17 protein-coding genes and 1 tRNA gene are annotated in these 19,418 nt (G+C 66.1%); 3 read left to right on the plus strand and 15 right to left on the minus strand.

Going from position 1 to position 19,418, the window contains the following annotated elements; genetic code table 11:
* Window positions 1-62 precede the first annotated feature (62 nt).
* Window positions 63-962 (plus strand): ParA family protein, encoded by a 900-nt coding sequence (locus tag CZ674_RS09175; RefSeq protein ID WP_086992223.1) that lies wholly within the window; start codon window positions 63-65, stop codon window positions 960-962.
* On the opposite strand, the gene CZ674_RS09180 is transcribed toward CZ674_RS09175, so the two are convergent.
* From CZ674_RS09180 to CZ674_RS09210, 7 genes are all read right to left on the minus strand, one after another.
* Window positions 959-1,774: a carbohydrate ABC transporter permease gene (locus tag CZ674_RS09180; protein WP_086992224.1), complete on the minus strand. Its 816-nt coding sequence runs from the start codon at window positions 1,772-1,774 to the stop codon at window positions 959-961. The genes CZ674_RS09175 and CZ674_RS09180 overlap by 4 nt on opposite strands.
* The gene (locus CZ674_RS09185) at window positions 1,771-2,631 is read right to left on the minus strand and encodes a carbohydrate ABC transporter permease (protein ID WP_086992225.1); all 861 of its coding nucleotides are present in this window, start codon (window positions 2,629-2,631) and stop codon (window positions 1,771-1,773) included. Before CZ674_RS09185 ends, CZ674_RS09180 begins: the two co-directional genes overlap by 4 nt.
* Window positions 2,632-3,969 (minus strand): ABC transporter substrate-binding protein, encoded by a 1,338-nt coding sequence (locus CZ674_RS09190; protein WP_086992226.1) that lies wholly within the window; start codon window positions 3,967-3,969, stop codon window positions 2,632-2,634.
* 105 nt (window positions 3,970-4,074) lie between these two features.
* Window positions 4,075-4,644, minus strand: a complete 570-nt coding sequence (locus CZ674_RS09195; RefSeq protein ID WP_086992227.1) for a MerR family transcriptional regulator — start codon at window positions 4,642-4,644, stop codon at window positions 4,075-4,077.
* Between the two features lie 123 nt (window positions 4,645-4,767).
* Window positions 4,768-5,646, minus strand: a complete 879-nt coding sequence (locus CZ674_RS09200) for a metal ABC transporter permease (protein ID WP_086992228.1) — start codon at window positions 5,644-5,646, stop codon at window positions 4,768-4,770.
* The gene (locus CZ674_RS09205; RefSeq protein ID WP_086992229.1) at window positions 5,643-6,386 is read right to left on the minus strand and encodes a metal ABC transporter ATP-binding protein; all 744 of its coding nucleotides are present in this window, start codon (window positions 6,384-6,386) and stop codon (window positions 5,643-5,645) included. Before CZ674_RS09205 ends, CZ674_RS09200 begins: the two co-directional genes overlap by 4 nt.
* Window positions 6,383-7,303 (minus strand): metal ABC transporter solute-binding protein, Zn/Mn family, encoded by a 921-nt coding sequence (locus CZ674_RS09210; protein WP_086992230.1) that lies wholly within the window; start codon window positions 7,301-7,303, stop codon window positions 6,383-6,385. Before CZ674_RS09210 ends, CZ674_RS09205 begins: the two co-directional genes overlap by 4 nt.
* A 148-nt stretch (window positions 7,304-7,451) precedes the next feature.
* Between CZ674_RS09210 and CZ674_RS09215 the strand changes: the two genes are divergently transcribed.
* Window positions 7,452-7,814, plus strand: coding sequence for a cupin domain-containing protein (locus CZ674_RS09215; RefSeq protein ID WP_234988530.1), 363 nt, complete (start codon window positions 7,452-7,454; stop codon window positions 7,812-7,814).
* A gap of 3 nt (window positions 7,815-7,817) precedes the next feature.
* On the opposite strand, the gene CZ674_RS09220 is transcribed toward CZ674_RS09215, so the two are convergent.
* The 3 genes from CZ674_RS09220 to CZ674_RS09230 are packed head-to-tail and all read right to left on the minus strand — an operon-like array spanning window position 7,818 to window position 15,264.
* Window positions 7,818-8,294 (minus strand): hypothetical protein, encoded by a 477-nt coding sequence (locus CZ674_RS09220; protein WP_086992231.1) that lies wholly within the window; start codon window positions 8,292-8,294, stop codon window positions 7,818-7,820.
* 40 nt (window positions 8,295-8,334) lie between these two features.
* Window positions 8,335-9,204, minus strand: a complete 870-nt coding sequence (locus CZ674_RS09225) for a sugar phosphate isomerase/epimerase family protein (RefSeq protein ID WP_086992332.1) — start codon at window positions 9,202-9,204, stop codon at window positions 8,335-8,337.
* Window positions 9,205-9,231: 27 nt separating this feature from the next.
* Complete coding sequence (locus CZ674_RS09230; RefSeq protein ID WP_159456952.1) at window positions 9,232-15,264, minus strand: GH92 family glycosyl hydrolase; 6,033 nt, start codon at window positions 15,262-15,264, stop codon at window positions 9,232-9,234.
* 164 nt (window positions 15,265-15,428) lie between these two features.
* On the opposite strand from CZ674_RS09230, the gene CZ674_RS09235 reads away from it, so the two are divergent.
* Window positions 15,429-16,436 carry a LacI family DNA-binding transcriptional regulator gene (locus tag CZ674_RS09235; protein WP_086992233.1) on the plus strand — a complete coding sequence of 336 codons (1,008 nt, stop codon included), beginning with the start codon at window positions 15,429-15,431 and terminating at the stop codon, window positions 16,434-16,436.
* 120 nt (window positions 16,437-16,556) lie between these two features.
* Here the strand turns inward: CZ674_RS09235 and CZ674_RS09240 are convergent.
* The 5 genes from CZ674_RS09240 to CZ674_RS09260 all read right to left on the minus strand — a co-directional run bounded on the left by CZ674_RS09240 (window position 16,557) and on the right by CZ674_RS09260 (window position 19,376).
* Window positions 16,557-16,629 (minus strand) — tRNA-Ala (locus CZ674_RS09240).
* A 40-nt stretch (window positions 16,630-16,669) separates the two neighbouring features.
* Entirely contained in the window at window positions 16,670-17,062 is a 393-nt protein-coding gene (rsfS, locus tag CZ674_RS09245) for a ribosome silencing factor (RefSeq protein ID WP_086992234.1), read from the minus strand.
* Window positions 17,063-17,065: 3 nt separating this feature from the next.
* Complete coding sequence (locus CZ674_RS09250) at window positions 17,066-18,598, minus strand: hypothetical protein (protein WP_086992235.1); 1,533 nt, start codon at window positions 18,596-18,598, stop codon at window positions 17,066-17,068.
* Complete coding sequence (gene nadD / locus CZ674_RS09255; RefSeq protein WP_268802395.1) at window positions 18,595-19,194, minus strand: nicotinate-nucleotide adenylyltransferase; 600 nt, start codon at window positions 19,192-19,194, stop codon at window positions 18,595-18,597. Before nadD ends, CZ674_RS09250 begins: the two co-directional genes overlap by 4 nt.
* A 2-nt stretch (window positions 19,195-19,196) precedes the next feature.
* The gene (locus CZ674_RS09260; protein WP_086992236.1) at window positions 19,197-19,376 is read right to left on the minus strand and encodes a hypothetical protein; all 180 of its coding nucleotides are present in this window, start codon (window positions 19,374-19,376) and stop codon (window positions 19,197-19,199) included.
* Window positions 19,377-19,418: the final 42 nt, after the last annotated feature.

Consider the following 19,418-nt stretch of genomic DNA (forward strand, 5'->3'; position numbering starts at 1 on the left):
GCATAGCCCGCATCGGCACGGCCTGTGCTGCGTTCCACCCTAGTCGCGGTAGAGTTGCACCCGTGCACGTAGTATCAGTGAGTTCATTGAAAGGTGGCGTCGGCAAGACGACCGTCACGCTGGGCCTTGCGTCCGCGGCGTTCGCGAAGGGTCTCAGAACCCTTGTCGTCGACCTCGACCCGCAGTCTGACGCCTCGACGGGCATGGACATCGACGTGACAGGGCGACTCAACGTCGCTGACGTTCTGTCGAATCCCAAAGACAAGATCGTCGAGCAGGCCATTGTCCCCTCCGGCTGGACAGCCGGGCACGGTGGCAAGATCGATGTGATGATCGGTAGCCCGTCTGCCATCAACTTCGACGGCCCTCACCCGACGCTGAAAGAGATCTGGCGTCTCGAGACCGCGCTGGCGACTGTCGAGTCACAGTACGACCTCGTGCTGATCGACTGCGCGCCCAGCCTGAATGCACTCACGCGCACCGCGTGGGCCGCATCCGACCGTGTGCTCGTCGTCACTGAGCCCGGCCTCTTCTCCGTTGCAGCTGCCGACCGTGCCCTGCGCGCGATCGAAGAGATCCGCCGCGGACTCTCGCAGCGTCTGCAGCCCGCTGGCATCGTGGTCAACCGCGCGCGTCCGCAGTCGCTCGAGCACCAGTACCGCATCCAGGAGCTGAAAGACATGTTCGGCCCCCTCGTGCTCGACATCGTGCTGCCAGAGCGCACCTCGATGCAGCAGGCCCAGGGAGCAGCACGACCGCTGCACGTGTGGCCCGGCGAGGGCGCACAGGAGATGGCTGCGCAGTTCGACGAGCTGCTGCAGCACCTCGACGACCACTTCGGCAAGTCGCCCACTGCCCCGGCCGGCGGCCGCGGCATGACGCCGACAGCCGCAGCCGACGCATCCGCCGCCGCGCAGATCGACGAGCTGACAGAAGACGCCGACGAGACCGAGGGACGCTAGCCCTTCACTGCTCCTTCGAGCATGCCGCGGATGAAGTGCCGCTGCAGGATCGCGTAGACCACGACGACCGGCAGCGCCACGAACACTGCTCCGGCGGCCAGCAGCGCTGTTCCCTCGGTGTACTGCCCCTGGAACAGCGCGAGGCCGAAGGGTGCCGTGCGATACGCGCCGGTCGGCGACATCGCCAGCGGAATCAGGAACTCGTTCCAGGTCCACATGAAGGTGAGCACGACCATGGTCGTGATCGCTGGCCTGGCGAGCGGCAGCAGCACCTGCCACAGCGTGCGCCAGCTGCCGGCCCCGTCGATGCGCGCCGCGTCGATGAGCTCGCGGGGCGCGGCCCTGAAGTACGCGCGCATCCAGTACGTTCCGAACGCGATGGACTGAGCGATCTGCGGCAGGGCGACGCCCCAGAGCGTGTCGGTCAGGCCGAAGGTGCGCAGGTCGTAGTGCAGCGGAATGATGATCGCCTCGCTCGGCACCATGATGCCCGCGAGGAAGACATAGAACAGCACGCCCGACGCCTTGAAGCGCATCGTGCCGAACGCATACCCCGCCAGCACCGATGCGACCGACGAGATCACCACGACCGTGAGACTGACAGAGATCGACGCGGCCAGGTACTGCCCGAATCGACCCTCGACCCAGGCCGTCGCGAAGTTCTCGGGATGGAACCAGCCTGCCTGGGCGTCGGCGAAGTTGGCAGGACTGACGGCCGTGATGAGGATGATCGCAATCGGACCCAGCACCGCTAGCCCGAAGACTGCGAGCAGGGCGTAGTTTGCAGCGACCTCGAGTCGCCCGACCCTCACTGCTCGACCTCAGCGCGGTCGCCGATGCGATTCACGATCATCGCGATGACGAAGATGATGGCAGTGAGCGTGACGCCGACCGCGGCTCCGGCCCCGACCGCACCCTGCTCGAACGCCAGCTTGAAAACTTCGTAGCTGGGCACCGTCGTCTGTGTCCCCGGGCCGCCGCTGGTCATGACGTAGACCAGGTCGAAGGTCTTCAGCGACGCGATGATCGTCAGCGTGAGCGCGACGGTGATCTCAGCGCGAACTGCGGGCACGATGATCGAGGTGAACTCTCGCACCGGCCCGGCGCCGTCGAGCCGTGCCGCCTCGAAGCGCTCCTGCGGAATGCGCGAGATGCCCGACATCAGCAGCACCGTGACAAGGCCCGTACTGATCCACGTGCCCACGAGACCCACGGCGATCAGGGCGAAGTCGTAGTCGCCGAGCCACGGGCGAGCGAGGCTGCCGAGGCCGACGGCCTCCAGCGCTCGGTTCAGGTATCCGTCGGGCGCGTAGATCTGCCGCCAGGCGACTGCCACGACCACCATCGCGATGACCTGCGGCAGGAAGATGATGACTCGGGCGATGCCGAGGCCCCAGACCTTCGCACGCGAGAGCACGGCGGCAGCGACCAGCCCCAGGAGGGTCGGCAGCACGGCGAAGAAGAACACCAGCACGAAGGCATGGCCGAACGATGCCCGAAGCCCCGCATCGGCGAAGACCGCAGCGTAGTTGTCGAAGCCCACGAACGTCGCGAGCGTCGATCCGTCCCAGTCGTAGAGCGACAGCTGCACCGTGCGCCCGATCGGATACAGCAGGAATGCCGCATACAGCACCAGCGCAGGTGCAAGGTACAGCCAGGCTCGATTCATCTAGGAGGTGAAGTCTGCGTAATCGCTTTCCAGGCGCTCGAGAAACTCTTCTGCGCTGATGCGCCCGTCGATGAGCTCCTGCAGAGCCGCCCCGATCGTGTCACCGAACGTGGGCGTCGCGTAGTCGAGGTACGGCAGCAGCTGGCCGCTCTGCGTGGTCGTCTCGTAGGCGGCATAGACATCCTGCAGCAGCGCCTGTTCAGGGGCGAGGGCGCTCGAGCCGAAGGCCGGAAGCCCGCCGTTCTCGGCGATGACCTGCATGGCCTTCTCGCTCGTGATGAAGTCGACGTAGGCGGCGGCGGCATCGGGAGCATCGGATGCGCTGGTCACCGAGAACGGCACCCCTGTTCCGCCCGTGGTCGTCTCAGTGAGCGTGAAGAAGCCCGCGTCGTCCCCCATGGCGTCGGCCAGGTCGGCGGCGAGCCACGAGCCGCCCATCAGGAATGTGCCCTCGCCTTCGACAAGCGCATGCCACGCTGCGTCGTAGTCGGTGCCGTTGGCTCCGGGGTCGATGAGATCGCGCTCACCCCAGTCGGCCATAGTCTCTGCCGCCTCGAGGTTCTCGGGCGTCTGCCACGTCGCGCCATCATTGCCGAAGCCGAGAAGGCGGACGTCCTCGGGTGCGGCGAGCGCACCCTGGATGGGGCCGAACACATGCGCCGCGGGCCACTGCTCGACGTTGCCGAGCAGCAGCGGCGTGACGTCGGCCTCCAGCGAGGCCTGCATCGCAGCCTCGAACGAGTCGAGGTCAGTCGGCACCTCGATGCCGAGGTCAGCCAGGTGCTCCTTGCTGTAGAAGACGCCGACGATCTCGCCGACCTGCGGCAGCCCGTAGACGCTGCCTTCGCCGAAGCCGGTCGCGTCGTCGGTGTAACTCGAGTAGGCAAGCACGCTCTCGTCGAACCGGTCAGCCCATCCGTATGCCTCTGCATACGCCGAGAGGTCGAGGATCTGGCCGCCGGAGACGAACTGCCCCATCGTGCCTCGTGCATTGTTGACCTGCACCACATCGGGAGCATCGTCGCTCGAGATGGCAAGCCTGAGGGTGGTCACGAGGTCGTCGAACGACTGCGAGTTGCGTTCGATCGTGACGTTCGGGTACTCGTCTTCGAACGCGGCATTGAGTGCTTCGATCTGCGCGTTCTGGCCGCCGCGGACCTCTTGGTCCCAGACGCTCAGCGTCACGTCGCCCATCGAGGCGACGTCGGTCGAGACCTCGCCCTGGGGCTGCTCGGACTGCACCGGCGCGTCAGAGCCGGGCGTGCATCCTGCGAGCCCGACGACCGCAACGGTCGCCATGGCTGCCACAGCCAGTGATGGAGTTCTGCGCGCGGTCATGGGGGCCTCTCGTGTCACGTCAGTACAGACGTCAATCCTATTCTGTGATGCATGTAGAGGGAGGCACCGTATTCGGTGCCTCCCTCAAGTCAAGTTGTTGAAGCGTCAGGATGCTCGCGACTTGCGCGCCCGCATCTGCGCGATCTCGTCGACGGGCGACTCGCCGGCCGCGGTCGTGTCGAGCTCGACCAGCTGCGTCTGCACCTCGCGAAGCACGGTGCCGACTGCGATGCCGAAGACGCCCTGGCCGCGGCCCAGAAGGTCGATGACCTCGTCGCTCGACGTGCAGAGGTAGACGCTTGCGCCGTCGGACATGAGGGTGATCTGCGCCAGGTCGTGGATGCCGGACTCGTGCAGCTGCTCGATCGCGACGCGGATCTGCTGCAGCGTGATGCCGGTGTCGAGCAGTCGCTTGACCAGCTTGAGCACGAGGATGTCGCGGAACGAGTAGAGGCGCTGCGAGCCCGAGCCGTGAGCCGTGCGGATGCTCGGCTGCACGAGGTCGGTGCGCGCCCAGTAGTCGAGCTGTCGGTAGGTGATGCCAGCGGCGTCAGCGGCGACGGCGCCTCGATAGCCGGTTGCATCGTCTTGGTCGGGCAGGCCGTCGGTGAACAGCATGCCTACGTCGATGCGCGTGCCCTCGGCGATGTCGTTGCGTGACTCGTCCACGTTCATTCCTTCCGAACCTTCAAGTAGTGGTTGAAGTTCGTGACCACTGTACGAAGCATTCAACCGCTGAGGCGGACGACACGCGGAGTGTCGCGGTCGTGTTACACCCCTGTGATTCTTCCCACCAGACTACTCCCCCGCACTGACACTGGCCAGGGCTCGCCGCCGTCGCCCGCGCATCCGCGCCAGCACGCCGTGTCGCGGCGACAGCAGATAGACGAATGCGAACGCGACGCCCTGCACGAGCACGACGGATCCGCCCGAGGCGATGTCGAGCCAGTAGCTCAGGTAGATGCCGACGATCGCGCACACAGCGGCGAGAATGGGAGCGATCCAGAGCATGCGGCTGAATCGGTCGGTGAGCAGATGCGCGGTCGCGCCGGGGATGATCAGCATGGCGACCACCAGGATCACGCCCACGATCTGCAGCGCGACGACGGCGGTGCAGGCGAGCATCCCGAGCAGCAGCGCCCCGAGCATGCGCGGATTCAGGCCGATGCTGTGCGCATGGGCCGGGTCGAATGCATACAGCGTGAGGTCGCGGCGCTTGAGCAGCACGAGCGCGAACACGATCACCGCGAGCACCGCGATCTGCGCGAAGTCGGCCCGCGAGACGCCGAGGACGCTGCCGAACACGATGTGCCCCAGGTCGGTCTGACTGGGCGTGACCGAGATCAGCACGAGCCCCAGTGCGAACAGGGTGGTGAAGACGATGCCGATCGCGGCGTCCTCCTTGATGCGCGAGGTGTCGCGAATCGCCCCGATGAGCGCCACGGCAAGCACGCCGAAGACGAGGGCACCGAGGGCGAACGGCACCCCGAGCACGTAGGCTATGACGACTCCGGGAAGCACCGCGTGCGAGACGGCATCGCCCATGAGCGACCAGCCGATCAGCACCAGCCAGCACGAGAGGAGGCCGCAGACGATCGCCGCGATGCCGGTGGCCAGCAGCGCGCGCACCATGAACTCGTACTGCAGCGGCTCGAGCAGGATGTCGAGCGGGTTCACGAGGCGCCCCCGGCGATGTCGATGCCGAAGGCCAGCGCCAGCCGATCAGACTGCAGCACCTCGGCGATCTGCCCCTGGAAGAGCACGCGGCGCTGCAGCAGGATGCCGTCGTCGGCAAGCTCGGGCAGCGCGCCGAGGTCGTGCGACGAGACCACGATCGTGTGCCCGTCGTCGGCAAGGTCGCGCAGCACGCGGGTGATCGTGCGCTCCGACGCCTTGTCGACGCCGGCGAAGGGCTCGTCGAGCAGCAGGTGCACCGCCTCCTGCGCCAGGCAGCGCGCCACGAACGTGCGCTTGAGCTGGCCGCCCGAGAGCGCCCCGATCTGCCGCTCGGCGAGCGCAGTCAGATCGACGCGCTCGAGGGCCCGGTCGACAGCCTCGCGGTCAGCCGGCCGCACGCGACGGGTGAACCACTGATGGCCGTACCTCCCCATCATCACGACGTCGCGGACCGAGACCGGAAACTCGCGGTCGACCGCCTCGGTCTGGGGCACGTAGCCGATCAGGTTGCGCTGGCGTGCAGAGGACGGCGAGCGGCCGTCGATGCGCACGGTTCCGGAGGACGGGCGGATGCGCCCCACAATCGAGTTGAGCAGGGTCGACTTGCCGGATCCGTTCGTGCCGATCAGCCCGGTGACTCTGCTCGGCCGAATGGTCACGGTCGCATTCTCGAGTGCAGCGGTCTGGCCGTACCGCACCGTGAGGCCCTCAACGCGGATGCCGTCTGGACTCTCGCTCATGCCACTCCCCCTGTCAGCCCGCTCACAATCAGCTCGGCGTCGTACCGAAGGAGGTCGAGGTAGGTCGGCACAGGCCCGTCAGGGCCGGAGAGCGAATCGACGAACAGCACGCCCCCGAACTGCGCATCGGTGCTCTCGACCACCTGCTGCATGGGCGCATCCGACACCGTCGACTCGCAGAAGACCGCCGGCACCTCGTTGTCGCGCACGAAGTCGATCGCCGAGGTGATCTGCCGGGGAGTCGCCTGCTGCTCTGCGTTGACCGCCCAGATGAACTTCTCGGTGAGGCCGGCGTCTCGTGCGAGATACGAGAAGGCGCCTTCGCAGGTGACGAGGGCGCGATGCGACTCGGGCACGCCGTCGAGTGCTGTGAGCATCTCGTCGTGCACCTGCTGCACCTGCTCTTGGTATTCGGCCGCGTTGGCCTCGAACTCGGCGGCGTGCTCGGGCAGGAGGTCGCTCAGCGCCTCGGCGATGCCGTCGATGTAGACCTGCGCCTCGATCGGGCTCATCCACGCGTGTGGGTTGGCCGTGCCTGCTTCAGCGTCTGCTGTGATGTCGATCGTCTCGACGCCCTCGGAGACCACGGCGTGCGGAACATCCGCCTGCTCGATGAACTGTGCGAACCAGGCTTCGAGCCCCATGCCGTTCTCGAGCACGAGGTCGGCCTCTGACGCCGTCGCGATGTCGCTCGGTGTGGGCTCGTAGCCGTGGATCTCAGCACCGGGCTTGACGATCGACGTCACCTCGACGTGTGCTCCCCCGACATTCTGCGCCATGTCTGCGAGCACCGAGAATGTCGTCAGCACCTGCGGCAGGCCGGTCGAGGCTTCGGGCTCGGCAGCGGGGGCGGATGCGGTGCATCCGTTCGCGAGCAGCGCCACAGCGGCGGCGGCCGCAATCGCGGCTCTTCTCATGCACTCCCCCTTCACGAGTCTGCACACCGGTATTTCGGTTCACTGAAGCCCATATTTCGGCGTACCGAAAACAGTAGCAAAGAAGGGCGGCGCAGGCGGCAGCGCGATGCTCCGGCGTGCCAGACTGGATGCAAGCGAAGGAGCCGCCATGACCGAGCAGAACATGCCGAACCAGACCGACCCGCACGCCGTCAACCTGCACCGCGAGATCGCTCGCCTGCACGAAAAGGCATCATCGAGCGCTGCGCGACGAGCGTCGGACACGCTCTACGGCGGCCGTGAGACGGTGCTGCGCCAGACGCTGATCGTGCTGCTGGCTGACGCTGACCTTGCGCCACACGATGCTCCGCCAGAGGCGACGCTGCAGGTGATCAGCGGACGCGTCGAGCTCGTCACAGCCCTGAAGTCCTGGACGCTCGAGACCGGCGACCTGATGTCGATACCGCAGGAGCGGCACAGTGTGCACGCACTCGACGACAGTGCGTTCGTGCTCACCGTCAGGCGAGCGTAGTCCCTACATCAGGGTGGTCGCAGCCACGCCGATCGCGAAGAACGAGGCAACGGGTGCGATGAGCGCGATGACCAGAGCCGCGATCGCAAGCCCTCGGCCGGCGTTCTTGACCATGCCGATGATCGAGAGCACGATCGCGACGATGCCGAGCAGCGAAGCGAATCCCCACGCCACGAACGAGACCAGCACGGCGCCCGCAGCCTCGGGCGGCATGGTGTCTGTCGAGAACTCATAGCTCACGCCAGACGCCACCCCGTATGGAGCGACTGCCGCGCCCATCCAGATTCCCGCGCCGACGCCCACGACGAGCGCAACTGCTGCCAGGATGAGCGACCAGAGGCCGAGCGCCTTCGACTTCGGCCGCGCAGGGGCAGGCTCGCCGTAGGGCGCGGGCTGTGCGTAGCCGTAGTCAGGCTGCTGCTGCCCGTAGCCGTAGTCGGGCTGCTGCTGCGGCTGACCGGTGCTGTAGTAATCGCTCATGGCGCCAGTGTACGGCGGCTCACCTGATCATGCAGTGTGACTAGTGCATCCTGATCGAATCGACCGCGCGAAGGCCGTCTCTGATGAAGCGGTTCGCATGCGCGGCGAGATCGTCGGAGTCGTCCCAGAGGTTGCGCCAGATGCCGAGCGACTTGGTGAGCGACTCGTCGACGACCGTGCTCGAGAACGACTCGAACACGACCGGCCCGTCGAAGCCCGTGCGAACCAGTGCCCTGAAGAGCGCGTCGAAGTCGACCGATCCAGAGCCCAGGTAACCGCGGTGGCTCTCGCCGATGTGCACGTAGCGCAGCGTGTCGCCGAGGTCGAGGATCGGCTCAAGCATCCCCGACTCCTCGATGTTCATGTGGTACGTGTCGAGGTGCAGGTGCACGTTGTCGTGGCCGACCAGCTCACGGAACGCGAGGCCCTCGCGGCCGGTGTTCATGATGTTCGTCTCGTAGCGGTTGACGATCTCGAGCGAGACGACGACACCGCGCTCGGCAGCGTAGGCGCCGATCCGACGGATCGCCTCCGCCGAGTGCTGACGGCTGAGGTCAGAGGCCGGCTGCGAGTACTTCTGCAGCGCCGAGTAGATGACGCCGCAGAGGTCGGTACCGCCCACGTGCGCCACGATGTCGACTGCTCTGCGCAGCAGCGCCTCGCCTCGCTCGACGACGGCGGGGTCTTCGCTCGAGACGTCGGTGTCGGCATTCAGCCCGAGTGACGCCGTCATCTCGATGCCCGTCTCTTCGAGCACCCGCTTCGCGGCCTCCTCGTCGAACGAGAAGGGATCCATGAGCGGCATCTCGATGAAGTCGAAGCCGGCCTCCTGCACCCCCTCGATGGCGGTGCGGATGCCCGCCTCATCGAACTTGCCTGAGAAGACGAAACCGTGGCAGCCAATTCGCATGGCCATGAGTCTACTTGCTCTCCGCGATCACTCGGCCCTTCTCATCCGCATCGTCAGCACGAGTCCGGCTCCCACGAGTGCGAGCACCAGCAGGATCAGCAGGGCAGACACCGTGCCGCCCGTCTCGGGCAGGTCGTCGTCCGGATCGGTGGTCGCCGCATCCGTCACCGTGATGGGTGCTTCGGCCTGCAGTCCCGAGTCGGCTCCCTCCGCCACGATCGTGTGATCGCCGACAGGGGCGTCAGCGGGAATCGTGAGCTGGATGCGGAACGCGCCGTTGTCGTCGGCCGTCACCTCGGTGAGGTGCATCGGGTCGGAGTGCAGCGCAATCGACACGGTCTCTGCCGAGCCGAAGCCGCGTCCGACTGCCTCGACGGTGCCGCCCTGAACGACTTCGCTCTGCGAGATCGTCAGCTCTGCCTCGAGCACGGGGGTGTCGCGTACGGTCACCGTGACCGGGTCAGAGACCGAGGCACCGAAGGCAGCGTCGTCTTCGGGGATGAAGTGCGCCACGTAGGTGTGCTCCCCCGACGTCTCGACCGGAATCTCGGCCTCGCCGACACCGCCCGAGACCATGGCAGTCGCCACGAGCTCATCGCCCTCGCGGAACTCGATCTGGCCCACGGCGTCTTCCGGCGTCACTTTCGCGGTGAGGGTGAGCAGGTCACCGGCCGCGAGGTCCTCGGGCTGTGCAGCCAGCGTGACGGCAGTCTCGACCGGCTGCGGCAGGTCTGCCTGCACCCGAACCTCAGCACGAGCCTCGGTCATCGAGACCTCGCCCACTGCTGTCACCGGCACGGTGCCGTCGACCATGTCGTCAGGCACGTCGAGCGAAGCCGCGACCGCACCGTCGGAATCCGACTGCACCGTCACTGCCTCCTCGTTGCCCAGCTGCACCGCGACCTGCTCGTCAGGGGCGAACCCGCTGCCGGTCACGTCGACCGAGTCGCCGGGTCGCACCGCTTCGGGGCTGACGGCGATCTCGGGCTCGTACTCGACCGCGGCTGCTTCAACCGTGATCTGCAGCTCGGCCTCAGCCGACTTCATGCCGTCGTCGACCGTCACCGTGACTGCGTAGTCGCCCTCAGCGGCATAGGTGTGGCTCGCGCTGACCTGGCCGTCGGAGACGTCCGTGGCGACCACGTCGCTGCCGTCACCCCAGTTGACTGTGGCGGTCTGCGCATCCGCTCCTCCGCTGACGGTCGCCAGCGTCGACTCGAACTCCTCGCCGGCAGTCTGCACGGCAACCTCGGCCGGCTCGACGACCAGCGGCGTGCTCTCGCGCGCACCGTCGGATGCGATGGCGAACACGTGCACGCGTCCGTCGCGCAGCGAGCCGGGCTCATCAGGCATCGTCAGCGACTCGACGACCTTCGGAGCACCCTGCTCGTCGACATCGAGGTCGATCGCCGCAGTCGCATAGATCGCCGTGTTCTTGGGCGTGCCGGACTCAGCGGCTGTTCCGCGCAGTCGGCCCTCCGAGATCGCGACCACCGTGTTGTCGAAGGCGGGGCTGCTCACGCTGCCGACCCAGTCACCGAACGAGATCTTCACGATCTGCTCGCTGCCGTCGGTGAAGTGCAGCACAGCCTCGGGCTCGCGCGGCGTCTCATTCGCGGTGCCGACGAACGCAAGCTGCGTGGCGCCGTCACCGAGGTCGATGCTCACCGTCTGGCCCTCGCCAGTCAGGTTGTCGGGCTCGCCGGGCTCGACACCGGGCAGGTCGTAGGTCAGCTCGGTGCCTTCGATCGCGACGGTCTCGCCCTGCACGAATCCCTCGTCGAGCAGCTTCGCGCGGTCGTAGCCGTAGCCGAGGCCGTCGCAGTCTGCTGCGGTGGCGCCGAGGTCGCCGATGCACACGTTGTTCAGTGCGCCTTCGAACGTCGCGTCGCGGGTGACCCGAACGCTCGCCTGTGCCGTCGCAACCGCACCGGCCGAATCACGAGCCGTGATGGCCGCCGTGTAGAGGCCCGGTGCCGTGAAGGTGTGCTCGGCCGTGACCTTCCAGCCGCCCAGTGCATCGCGGGTGAGCTCTGCGGTCTGTGCATCTGTGCCGTCACCGTAGTCGACAGTCACCTCGTAGCCCGATGCATCGGCTTCGCTGCCGACCACGGTTGCCAGCGTGCCGTCGAAGAGCTCATCGACCTCGACGCTCTGCTGCGCAGCCGCCGTGACCGAGAGATCGCCTGCATCGGCCGGAGCTGCGAACAGCTCGAGCTCGGCAAGCTGCAGCGCACTGCCGTCGGCTGCATCGACCTGCAGCCTGAAGCTCGTGAACGCACCGTCGTCATCGATGCCGAACGGACGCGTCTGGGTGTCCCAGACGAACTCCTGGTCTTCTCGAGCATCGAGCTCGACCCAGACTTCGCCGTCCACAGAGCCCTCGAGCGTCCATGAAACAGGCGCTGTCTCAGGGTCAGTGCTGGTCAGCGTGTACTGGCCGAGGCGGACGGGCACGGATGCCGTGGTCCAGGTCAGCTCAGCGCTGCCGCTGTCGAACGTCGTCGACGAGAGCATCGTGTCGTCGACCAGCGAGTCGACGGGAGTGCCGTCTGCCGCCGCCAGCGCACCGAGCTCGGGATCGGTCGCGTCGACCATCGTCTCGGGCACCTCGAGCTCCTCGCCGAGGTCTTTCGCACCCCAGTCGCTGGGCTCGTCGGTCATGGCGAACGTCATCGTTCCGCCCTCTCGCAGCAGGTCGCCGTCGAAGGTCGTGGTCGAGATGTCCTGGCCGTTCACGTTCACGCCCGCGACATAGTCGAGGCCGTCGGATGCGCCGGGCGCCTGGATCGTCAGGTCGCCGCCGGCGAGGTGCACGGTTGCGCTGTCGAACAGCGGCGAGCCGATGGTGTAGTCGCCGGATCCGACCTCGAGAGGGTAGAAGCCGAGGGCTGAGAACACGTACCAGGCCGAGAACTCGCCGTTGTCCTCATCGCCGGGGTATCCCTGGCCGATGTCGGAGCCGACGAAGAGCCGCTGCTGGATGTCGCTGATCAGCGCCTGAGCGCGAGCGGGGTCGCCCGCCTCTGCCAGCACATACGGAATGTGGTGCGAGATCTGGTTCGACATGCCCAGCATGCCGAGCCGCACATCCCGCGCCTCCCGTGCTTCGTGAATGCCGGAGTAGCTCGCGTCCTCGCGCGTCGTCAGGAACTCGTCGAACTCTGCCAGCAGGCCCTCGCGGCCTCCGTAGAGCGCAGCGAGTCCGTCGACATCATGCGGCGCGTGGAAGGCGAAGGTCCAGGCGCTCGCCTCGGTGAACGCTCCTCCCCATGCCTTCTTGTCGAACTCGGCGCCTTCGGGCCAGCTGCCGTCGCGGTTGCGAGCGGTGAAGGTTCCGGCCTCCTCGTTGTACATCTCGACATAGTGGGATGCGCGGGCCGTGAAGTAGTCGGCCTCTTCGAGCAGGCGGTCGACTTGGTCTGCGGGCGTCTCGGGGTCTTCTGCCAGGGCGGTCGCCATGTTGGCGATGCCGAAGTCGTTGATGAAGCCCTCGAGGCCCCACGACGCGCTCTCGTGCGTGTCGGATTCGGTGAATCCGAGGAAGATCGACTCGGCCAGGCCCTTGCGCCCGACCGCGTTCGACTCGGGCAGCACCGTCGCGTTCTTGACTGCTGCGTCGTATGCCTCGAGCGCGGTCGCATTGCTCAGCGCTCCGGCGAGGTACGCCTCGGCGAATGCCACATCCGAGCTGGTGCCCGTCATGAGGTCTGCGTAGCCCGGTGACGACCAGCGAGCGATCCAGCCGCCGTCGCGGTACTGCTGCACGAAGCCGTCGACGAGCTCTTCAGCCACATCCGGGTACAGCAGCGAGTACAGCGGCCAGGCCGTGCGATAGGTGTCCCAGAAACCGTTGTTGACGTAGATCTTGCCCTCGACGATCGGGGCATTGGTCTCAGTGTCGGTCGCCTCTCCCTCTGTCGGACTGACAGGCGAGGCGTATGCATACTCGGGTGCGTCTGCGGTGCCGACGTTCTCGAACTGCGAGTTCGGGTAGAGGTTCAGACGGTAGAGCCCCGAGTAGAGGTTCACGAGCTCAGCGTCGCTCGCGCCCTGCACGTCGGTGATGACGCCGAGGCGGTCGTTCCAGGCGTCCTGCACTGCGGTGTGCGCCTGGTCGAACGACACTCCGTCGAGCTCGAAGCCGTAGTTGGCAGCCGCCTGGTCCTGTGAGATGAACGAGGTCGCGATGCGCAGCTCGACGGTCTTGTCAGACGAGGTGTCGAACGCTGCGTAGCGTGCGCTGTCGTTGCGGTCTCCGTTGTTCGTGGCACCTGCCGCGATGGGCTGGCTGTCGAACTCGCCGTAGACGAACATGCGGGTGCGGCCGGGCCATCCCGAGCCGCCGTCAACCCAGCCGCTGACGACGCTGCCGTCGACGCTGAGCTTCGAGTCGTCGACAAGCTGGTCGACGAGCACCGAGCTCGCGTCGTCGACGAACGAGAAGCGGTAGATCACGCCGTGATCGGTCGCCGTGACCTCTGCCGTGATGCCGTTGTCGAATTCGACCTGGTAGATGTCAGGGCGGGCAGTCTCGTTGTCGTGCGAGAAGGTGAGCTTGCGGTCGTCGAGTGACGATGTCGGGTCTGCATTGGCAGCCGGCAGCACCGCCAGCTGGTTGCGGTCGCCCATCCAGATGCTCGGCTCGTGCGAGATGCCGATGCCCTCAAGGGCGGGGCGGTTCTGCGCGGTGTTCGACTGCTGGTAGTGGTACAGCGTGCCGACGTTGTCGGCGTCAGTCATCGGTGTGACGAAGTTGAATCCGTTCGGCCATGCCGCCGCCGGAAGGTTGTTGCCGCGCGAGAATCCGCCGGTCGAGTTCGTGCCGCGACGAGTGTCGACGTACGACACGAGGCCATCGGAGGTGTCACGCTGCTCTGCCGCCCCGATGACGACATCGTCGAGCCAGCCTGCGACCACTGTGTCTGCATCCGGAAGCTCGACGGCATTGACGCCCTCGCCCGGGTGCTCGTAAGAGAGCACGATGTCTGTGACGGTGCGCCCGGCGAACGCGCTCAGGTCGATCGTGACGCTGTTCCACTGGTCGGGGAACAGCGCGTTCGAGAGGCCCTGGTCGACTGCGTTGGCGCCGTAGCCGTAGGCATCGACAGCGTCTGTCTCAGAGAGCTTCGTGCCGTCGTCGAGAATGAGGTCGACCGCGGCGAACGTCGAGGCATACGACTGCCCGCTGTCGAGCTGCGGGAAGAGCTTGTACGAGAGCTCGCTGTCTGCCTCGATCGCGACGTCGACGTCGCTGTAGAGCAGCGTGCTGGATGCAGCGGCGCCCGTGTCGAGGTGGTGGCCGGAGTACTTGAGCGACTGCACGCCGGTGAAGCCGACATTCGTCTTCGCCGTGTACGACATCGTCGGGCCGGTGCTGACCTCTGCTGTCAGCGGGGCCGGCTCGGCCACTGCGTCTGCGACTGCGATCGGCTCCCAGCCGGCCAGCTGCACGATGCTGCCCGACTGGTTCTCGGTGACCTCGAGGCGCAGGTGCTTGTAGGTCTCGCCGGTGGCCTCGACCTCGTAGACATTGGTCGCAGCGCGGTCGTCGAAGGTCTCGCCCGAGCGCGAGTCGAGCAGCGTCCACTCTTCGCCGTCCTGCGAGCCGAGCACGCGGAAGCTGCTGGGGTCGCGCTCCTCCGCGTCATTGGCCGAGGTCAGCGTGTATCGCACGATGGGCTGCGCCTCGTCGAACTCGTACTCGACCCATCCGGTCGATTCGAACACGAGCCACTTCGACCCCGCCATGCCGTCTGCCAGGTTCGCTGCCACTTCGTTCGGCGAGTTCTCGCCCGATGTCGTGACAGCGGCGACGTGCCCGAGCGCGCTGCCCGGCGCGAACTGATCGCCCGAGACGTTGACGGCTTCGCCCGTCGGCTCGAGCACGGGTGCGCTGTCGTCGGCCTCGAACGAGGAGTGGAAGCTGCTGTTCAGCGGCTCGGCATTGGCCGGAAGCGGCGCAAGCATCGAGAATGCAGCGGCTGCGGCGACGATCACGCCCAGAGGACCGCCGATGCGGCGAGTAGTTCTGACCTGGGCCTTGCGCTGCTGCGTCATGGGGACTCTTTCGATTGCACTGCGTTGTGTCTCGATGTATGACATCGCTGTCATACTGGCACGAGCGTAGCACAGGGCTTTCGCTTGCAGAAGAGCAGATTCGCGTGCAGACACACGATGTTTCGTGAGACTCTGTCCATACCGTTCATCACTTCAGGAGAGTCATGGCCGATCCCATCAGCGCCCCCGGCGGTCGAGCCACGCTCGCCAAAGTGGCAGAGCGAGCCGGAGTCAGCCTCAAGACCGCATCCCGCGCACTGAGCGGCGAGGCCTACGTCACCGACGAGACCCGCTCGAAAGTGCTGCAGGCGGCCAGCGACCTCGACTATCAGCGCAACTCGGCCGCAAGCCTGCTCGCCAGCGGCAGGCTCGCCGACTCGATCGGACTCGTGAGCGGCGGATTCACCAACCCGTTCTACTCGGCCCTCGCCCAGGCTGTCGAAGACGGCGTGCGCAATCAGGGCATGCACCTGTCGGTCGCAAACTCCGACGAGTCGCCCGAGAAGGAGCGACTGGTCACGCACGACCTCGCCGACCGCCAGACCAAAGCGCTCATCGTGGTCTCGTCGATGACCGACCACGCCGAGTACCGGCAGCTGCAGGCGCGCGGGGTTCCGGTGCTGTTCGTCGACCGCCCCGCAGTGAATCTCGAAGCAGACTCGGTCGTCTTCGACAACCAGGAGGGCGGCCGCCTCGCTGCCGCCCACCTGCTCGCGGCACAGCACCGCCGCATCGCTTTCGTGGGCGACTACGCGTGGCTGCCGACCTACAGATCGCGCATCGAGGGCATGGCGTCGGTGCTCGACGAGAGCTCGGCAGAGTGGCAGTCGCTTGTGAGACCGGATGCGCACAGCATCACGGATGCACGGGCTCGGGTAGGAGAACTCCTGGCGATGCGCGAGCCCCCGACCGCACTCGTCGCCGGAAACAACCGCATCCTGCTCGGAATCCTCGAGGAGCTCTCCCCCGTTCCCGTCGCCGATCGACCGGCCATCGTGGCCTTCGATGACGTGGAGTGGGCACGCGTGCTCGGCATCACGGTCGTGGCCGGCGAGACCGACGTGATGGGCCGGCGTGCCGCTGAGCTCACCGTCGCAAGGCTTGCAGATCGCACGCGCCAGACCGAACAGGTCGTGCTGCCGATGCGACTGACCAACCGCGCATCCGCGTAGCCGCGACTCTCGGCATCGAGTGCCTCGAGAGCGTGCCTGACCTGCGGCAACCGTCTCGTGAAGGCGCTGACTGACCCCGAAGACGACGAAAGGCCCCCGCAAGGGAGCCTCTCGAATTTGTGGACCTGAGGGGACTCGAACCCCTGACCCCCTGCATGCCATGCAGGTGCGCTACCAGCTGCGCCACAGGCCCATATTGCCGTCAGGCAACTAGAACAGTATACACAACCGCACTACTGCGAAGTGCCACCAGCAGATGACTCGGCAGCCGGCAGCTGCAGGTCGACGACCGGGCAGTCATGCCAGAGTCGCTCGAGCGAATAGTATGTTCGCTCTTCTTCATGGAAGACGTGCACAACGATCTCATTGAAGTCGAGCAGCACCCAACGACCTTCTTCAAGCCCCTCACGACTGATGGGCTTTGCACCCAGCTCGTGCAGGGCATCCTGGATCTCTCGTGCGATCGCCGTCACCTGACGCTCCGTGCGGCCTGTCGCCAGAACGAACACGTCTGAGATCGGCGTCAGGTCAGTGACATCGATGCCCAGCAGATCAGTTGCGAGAGTGTCGTCAGCCGCGACTGCCGCGGCTCGTGCGAGCTCAATCGCTCGATCAGTAGCTGTCACGAATCAGAACCATCCCGCCACGAAGCCGACTGCCACAACGACGATGGCGCCGAAGACGACACCGCCTCCGATGCCGAGAGCCCACGGCAGCGCACTGCGCGACTGACGCTTGGGAGCGATGCTCACGCGCGCGTTCGCATAGCTCGAAACCGCACGGCTGGCTCGAACGGGCTGCGTCTCAGGGTTCGTGACCTCGCTGCTGTCACTCGACGAGTCGATGTCGGCGCTGTCGAATGCTCCGCGCGCACGACCCGACGAGGCAAAGCCGTCGGGAAGGTCGATCGATCCCGTGACGAGCACGCCGTCCTCGGACTCGAACTGAATCTGGTCTTCCTGGCTGGTCGCGGGCAGCACGAGCGCGTTGGCCGTGATGCTCGAGGATCCGGTGCCGACATTATTGCCCTCGACGTTCTCGCGACCGCGGTGCAGGTCGGAGATGTGGTGCTCTGATGTGTCTTCGACGACGTTCACGACGAACGGCAGGCGTCCGCCGCGTCCGCGGCTCGGACCGCTCGGCAGGTCGGTGTCGTTCTCGAACGAAGCGCCTCGCGTGTCGTCCATCTGCGGAGGAGTGCTGTCTGAGACGGTGCGCGCCGAGATGCGACGCTCATCCACCTGGACCTCATCGATCTCGACGCTGTCGACGTCTTCGTCGCGCACTGCATCGAGGTTCTGAGCCTGGTCAAGCGGAACATTGCGTGAGCCTGCTGCACGAGCAGGACCTGCCACTTCCTGCGTCTCGGCAGCGGGGTCGACCGAAGGAGCAGCCTCAGGCTCGCTCACGATCTCTGCTTCGACGGGCTCTGCTGCAACCGGCTCTTCAGCGACCGGTGCCTCTGGAGCTGCATCGGCTGCGGCGTCGTCTGCAGCCTGGTCGGCATCGGCGAACTCGAGGTCTTCGATGCCGCCTTCAGCAGGCTCTTCGGCAGCGTCGTCGCTCGAAGGCGCCGAGTCTGCGGCGATCAGCGAGTCAAAGTCGGCTGCGGGCTCTTCAGCGGTCTCGGGGCGGCTGCGGCGACCGAAGAAACGGCCGATTCCGCGCTTGCCGCTCGTGGCCTCTGCTGCTTCTGCAGCGGGAGCAGCGGGTGTCTCTTCTGGAGCCTCGACTGCGGGCTCAGGAGCAACATCTGCCTCAACCGGCTCTGCTGCGACCTCTTCTTCTGCGACGAGCCCCGTCTCGCGGAGATCGTCGATCGTGTAGGCCTGTGTCTCCTGCGCTTCGGCTTCGACTGCCTCGTCGACAGGAGCCTCTTCGGGCTGGTCAGGCTGCAGGGCCGTGTAGTCGGGCTGCTCTTCGATGACAGCAGCGCCTTGGGCAGGGTCTTCGGCCTGGGCAGAGTCTTCGGCCTGGGCGGGCTCTTCGACGCGAGGCGCTTCTTCAGCTGCCGCCGGCTGTTCGGCTGCGGGCTCAGATGCAGACTGAGCAGTCTCGTCAGCCTCGGGAGTGGAAGCCACCGCGGCAGCGGCAGCAGCTCGCTCACGCGCGCGAAGCTCACGCCGTGTGAGCGGACGCTCTTCGTTGCCAGTGTCAGTCATTGCTTCGGTATCTCTCGGTATAGGTGGTGTTTTGAAATGTATTGCACAACACCGTCGGGAACCAGGTACCACACCGGGTATCCCGCTTTTACTCGCGCTCGACAGTCAGTTGAGGATATGGCAAGCGCGGGAATCTCAAGCAAGGATACGCGTTCCTCAGGATATCCCGAAACTTCGAGCTTGTGCCCTGGCCTCGTCACCGAGATGAAGTGTGCGAGCTCCCAGAGCTGATCGACGTCTTTCCAGCCGACGATGTCGGTGAATGCGTCGGCTCCTGTGATGAAGAAGAGGTCGGCGTCGGGTTCGCGCGCCTTGATGTCGCGCAGGGTGTCGATCGTGTACGTCGGCCCGTCACGGTCGATGTCGACTCGTGAGACCCAGAACCTCGGGTTCGATGCGGTCGCGACGACACTCATCAGATAGCGGTGCTCGGCCGGAGTCACATTGCGCTTCTGGTACGGCTCTCCAGTCGGCACGAAGACGACCTCGTCGAGGTCGAAATGCTTCGCGACCTCACTCGCCGCGACCAGGTGGCCGTGGTGAATGGGGTCGAAGGTGCCGCCCATGATGCCGAGGCGGCGGCGCGTGTGCGGCACTTCTAGTGCTGCTGTTCCTCTGCGCCTTCAGGGACGACCGCGTGCCTGTTGGCAACATCGCGGAAAGCACGGGTGACGGCGAATGAGCCAAGGAAGACCGCGGCGGCAACGCCGGCTGCGACCCAGGCGTACGGGGGAATCGTGTGTGAGGCCTCTGCGGCCCCCTCAAGAAGAATGTGCATGCTGCTCCTAACCTCGTCAATCCTACCTGCTGACCGCTGTCA

Source organism: Agrococcus casei LMG 22410, assembly GCF_900163565.1.
Lineage (GTDB): Bacteria > Actinomycetota > Actinomycetes > Actinomycetales > Microbacteriaceae > Agrococcus > Agrococcus casei.

Bases quoted from the DNA above. Each gene is read 5' to 3' on its own strand.
- CZ674_RS09185 (WP_086992225.1), bottom strand. From the start codon at position 2,631: ATGAATCGAGCCTGGCTGTACCTTGCACCTGCGCTGGTGCTGTATGCG.
- CZ674_RS09260 (WP_086992236.1), bottom strand. From the start codon at position 19,376: ATGCACATTCTTCTTGAGGGGGCCGCAGAGGCCTCACACACGATTCCC.
- CZ674_RS09205 (WP_086992229.1), bottom strand. From the start codon at position 6,386: ATGAGCGAGAGTCCAGACGGCATCCGCGTTGAGGGCCTCACGGTGCGG.
- CZ674_RS09225 (WP_086992332.1), bottom strand. From the start codon at position 9,204: ATGCGAATTGGCTGCCACGGTTTCGTCTTCTCAGGCAAGTTCGATGAG.
- CZ674_RS09220 (WP_086992231.1), bottom strand. From the start codon at position 8,294: ATGAGCGATTACTACAGCACCGGTCAGCCGCAGCAGCAGCCCGACTAC.
- CZ674_RS09215 (WP_234988530.1), top strand. From the start codon at position 7,452: ATGACCGAGCAGAACATGCCGAACCAGACCGACCCGCACGCCGTCAAC.
- CZ674_RS09190 (WP_086992226.1), bottom strand. From the start codon at position 3,969: ATGACCGCGCGCAGAACTCCATCACTGGCTGTGGCAGCCATGGCGACC.
- CZ674_RS09195 (WP_086992227.1), bottom strand. From the start codon at position 4,644: ATGAACGTGGACGAGTCACGCAACGACATCGCCGAGGGCACGCGCATC.
- CZ674_RS09230 (WP_159456952.1), bottom strand. From the start codon at position 15,264: ATGACGCAGCAGCGCAAGGCCCAGGTCAGAACTACTCGCCGCATCGGC.
- CZ674_RS09210 (WP_086992230.1), bottom strand. From the start codon at position 7,303: ATGAGAAGAGCCGCGATTGCGGCCGCCGCCGCTGTGGCGCTGCTCGCG.
- CZ674_RS09250 (WP_086992235.1), bottom strand. From the start codon at position 18,598: ATGACTGACACTGGCAACGAAGAGCGTCCGCTCACACGGCGTGAGCTT.
- CZ674_RS09235 (WP_086992233.1), top strand. From the start codon at position 15,429: ATGGCCGATCCCATCAGCGCCCCCGGCGGTCGAGCCACGCTCGCCAAA.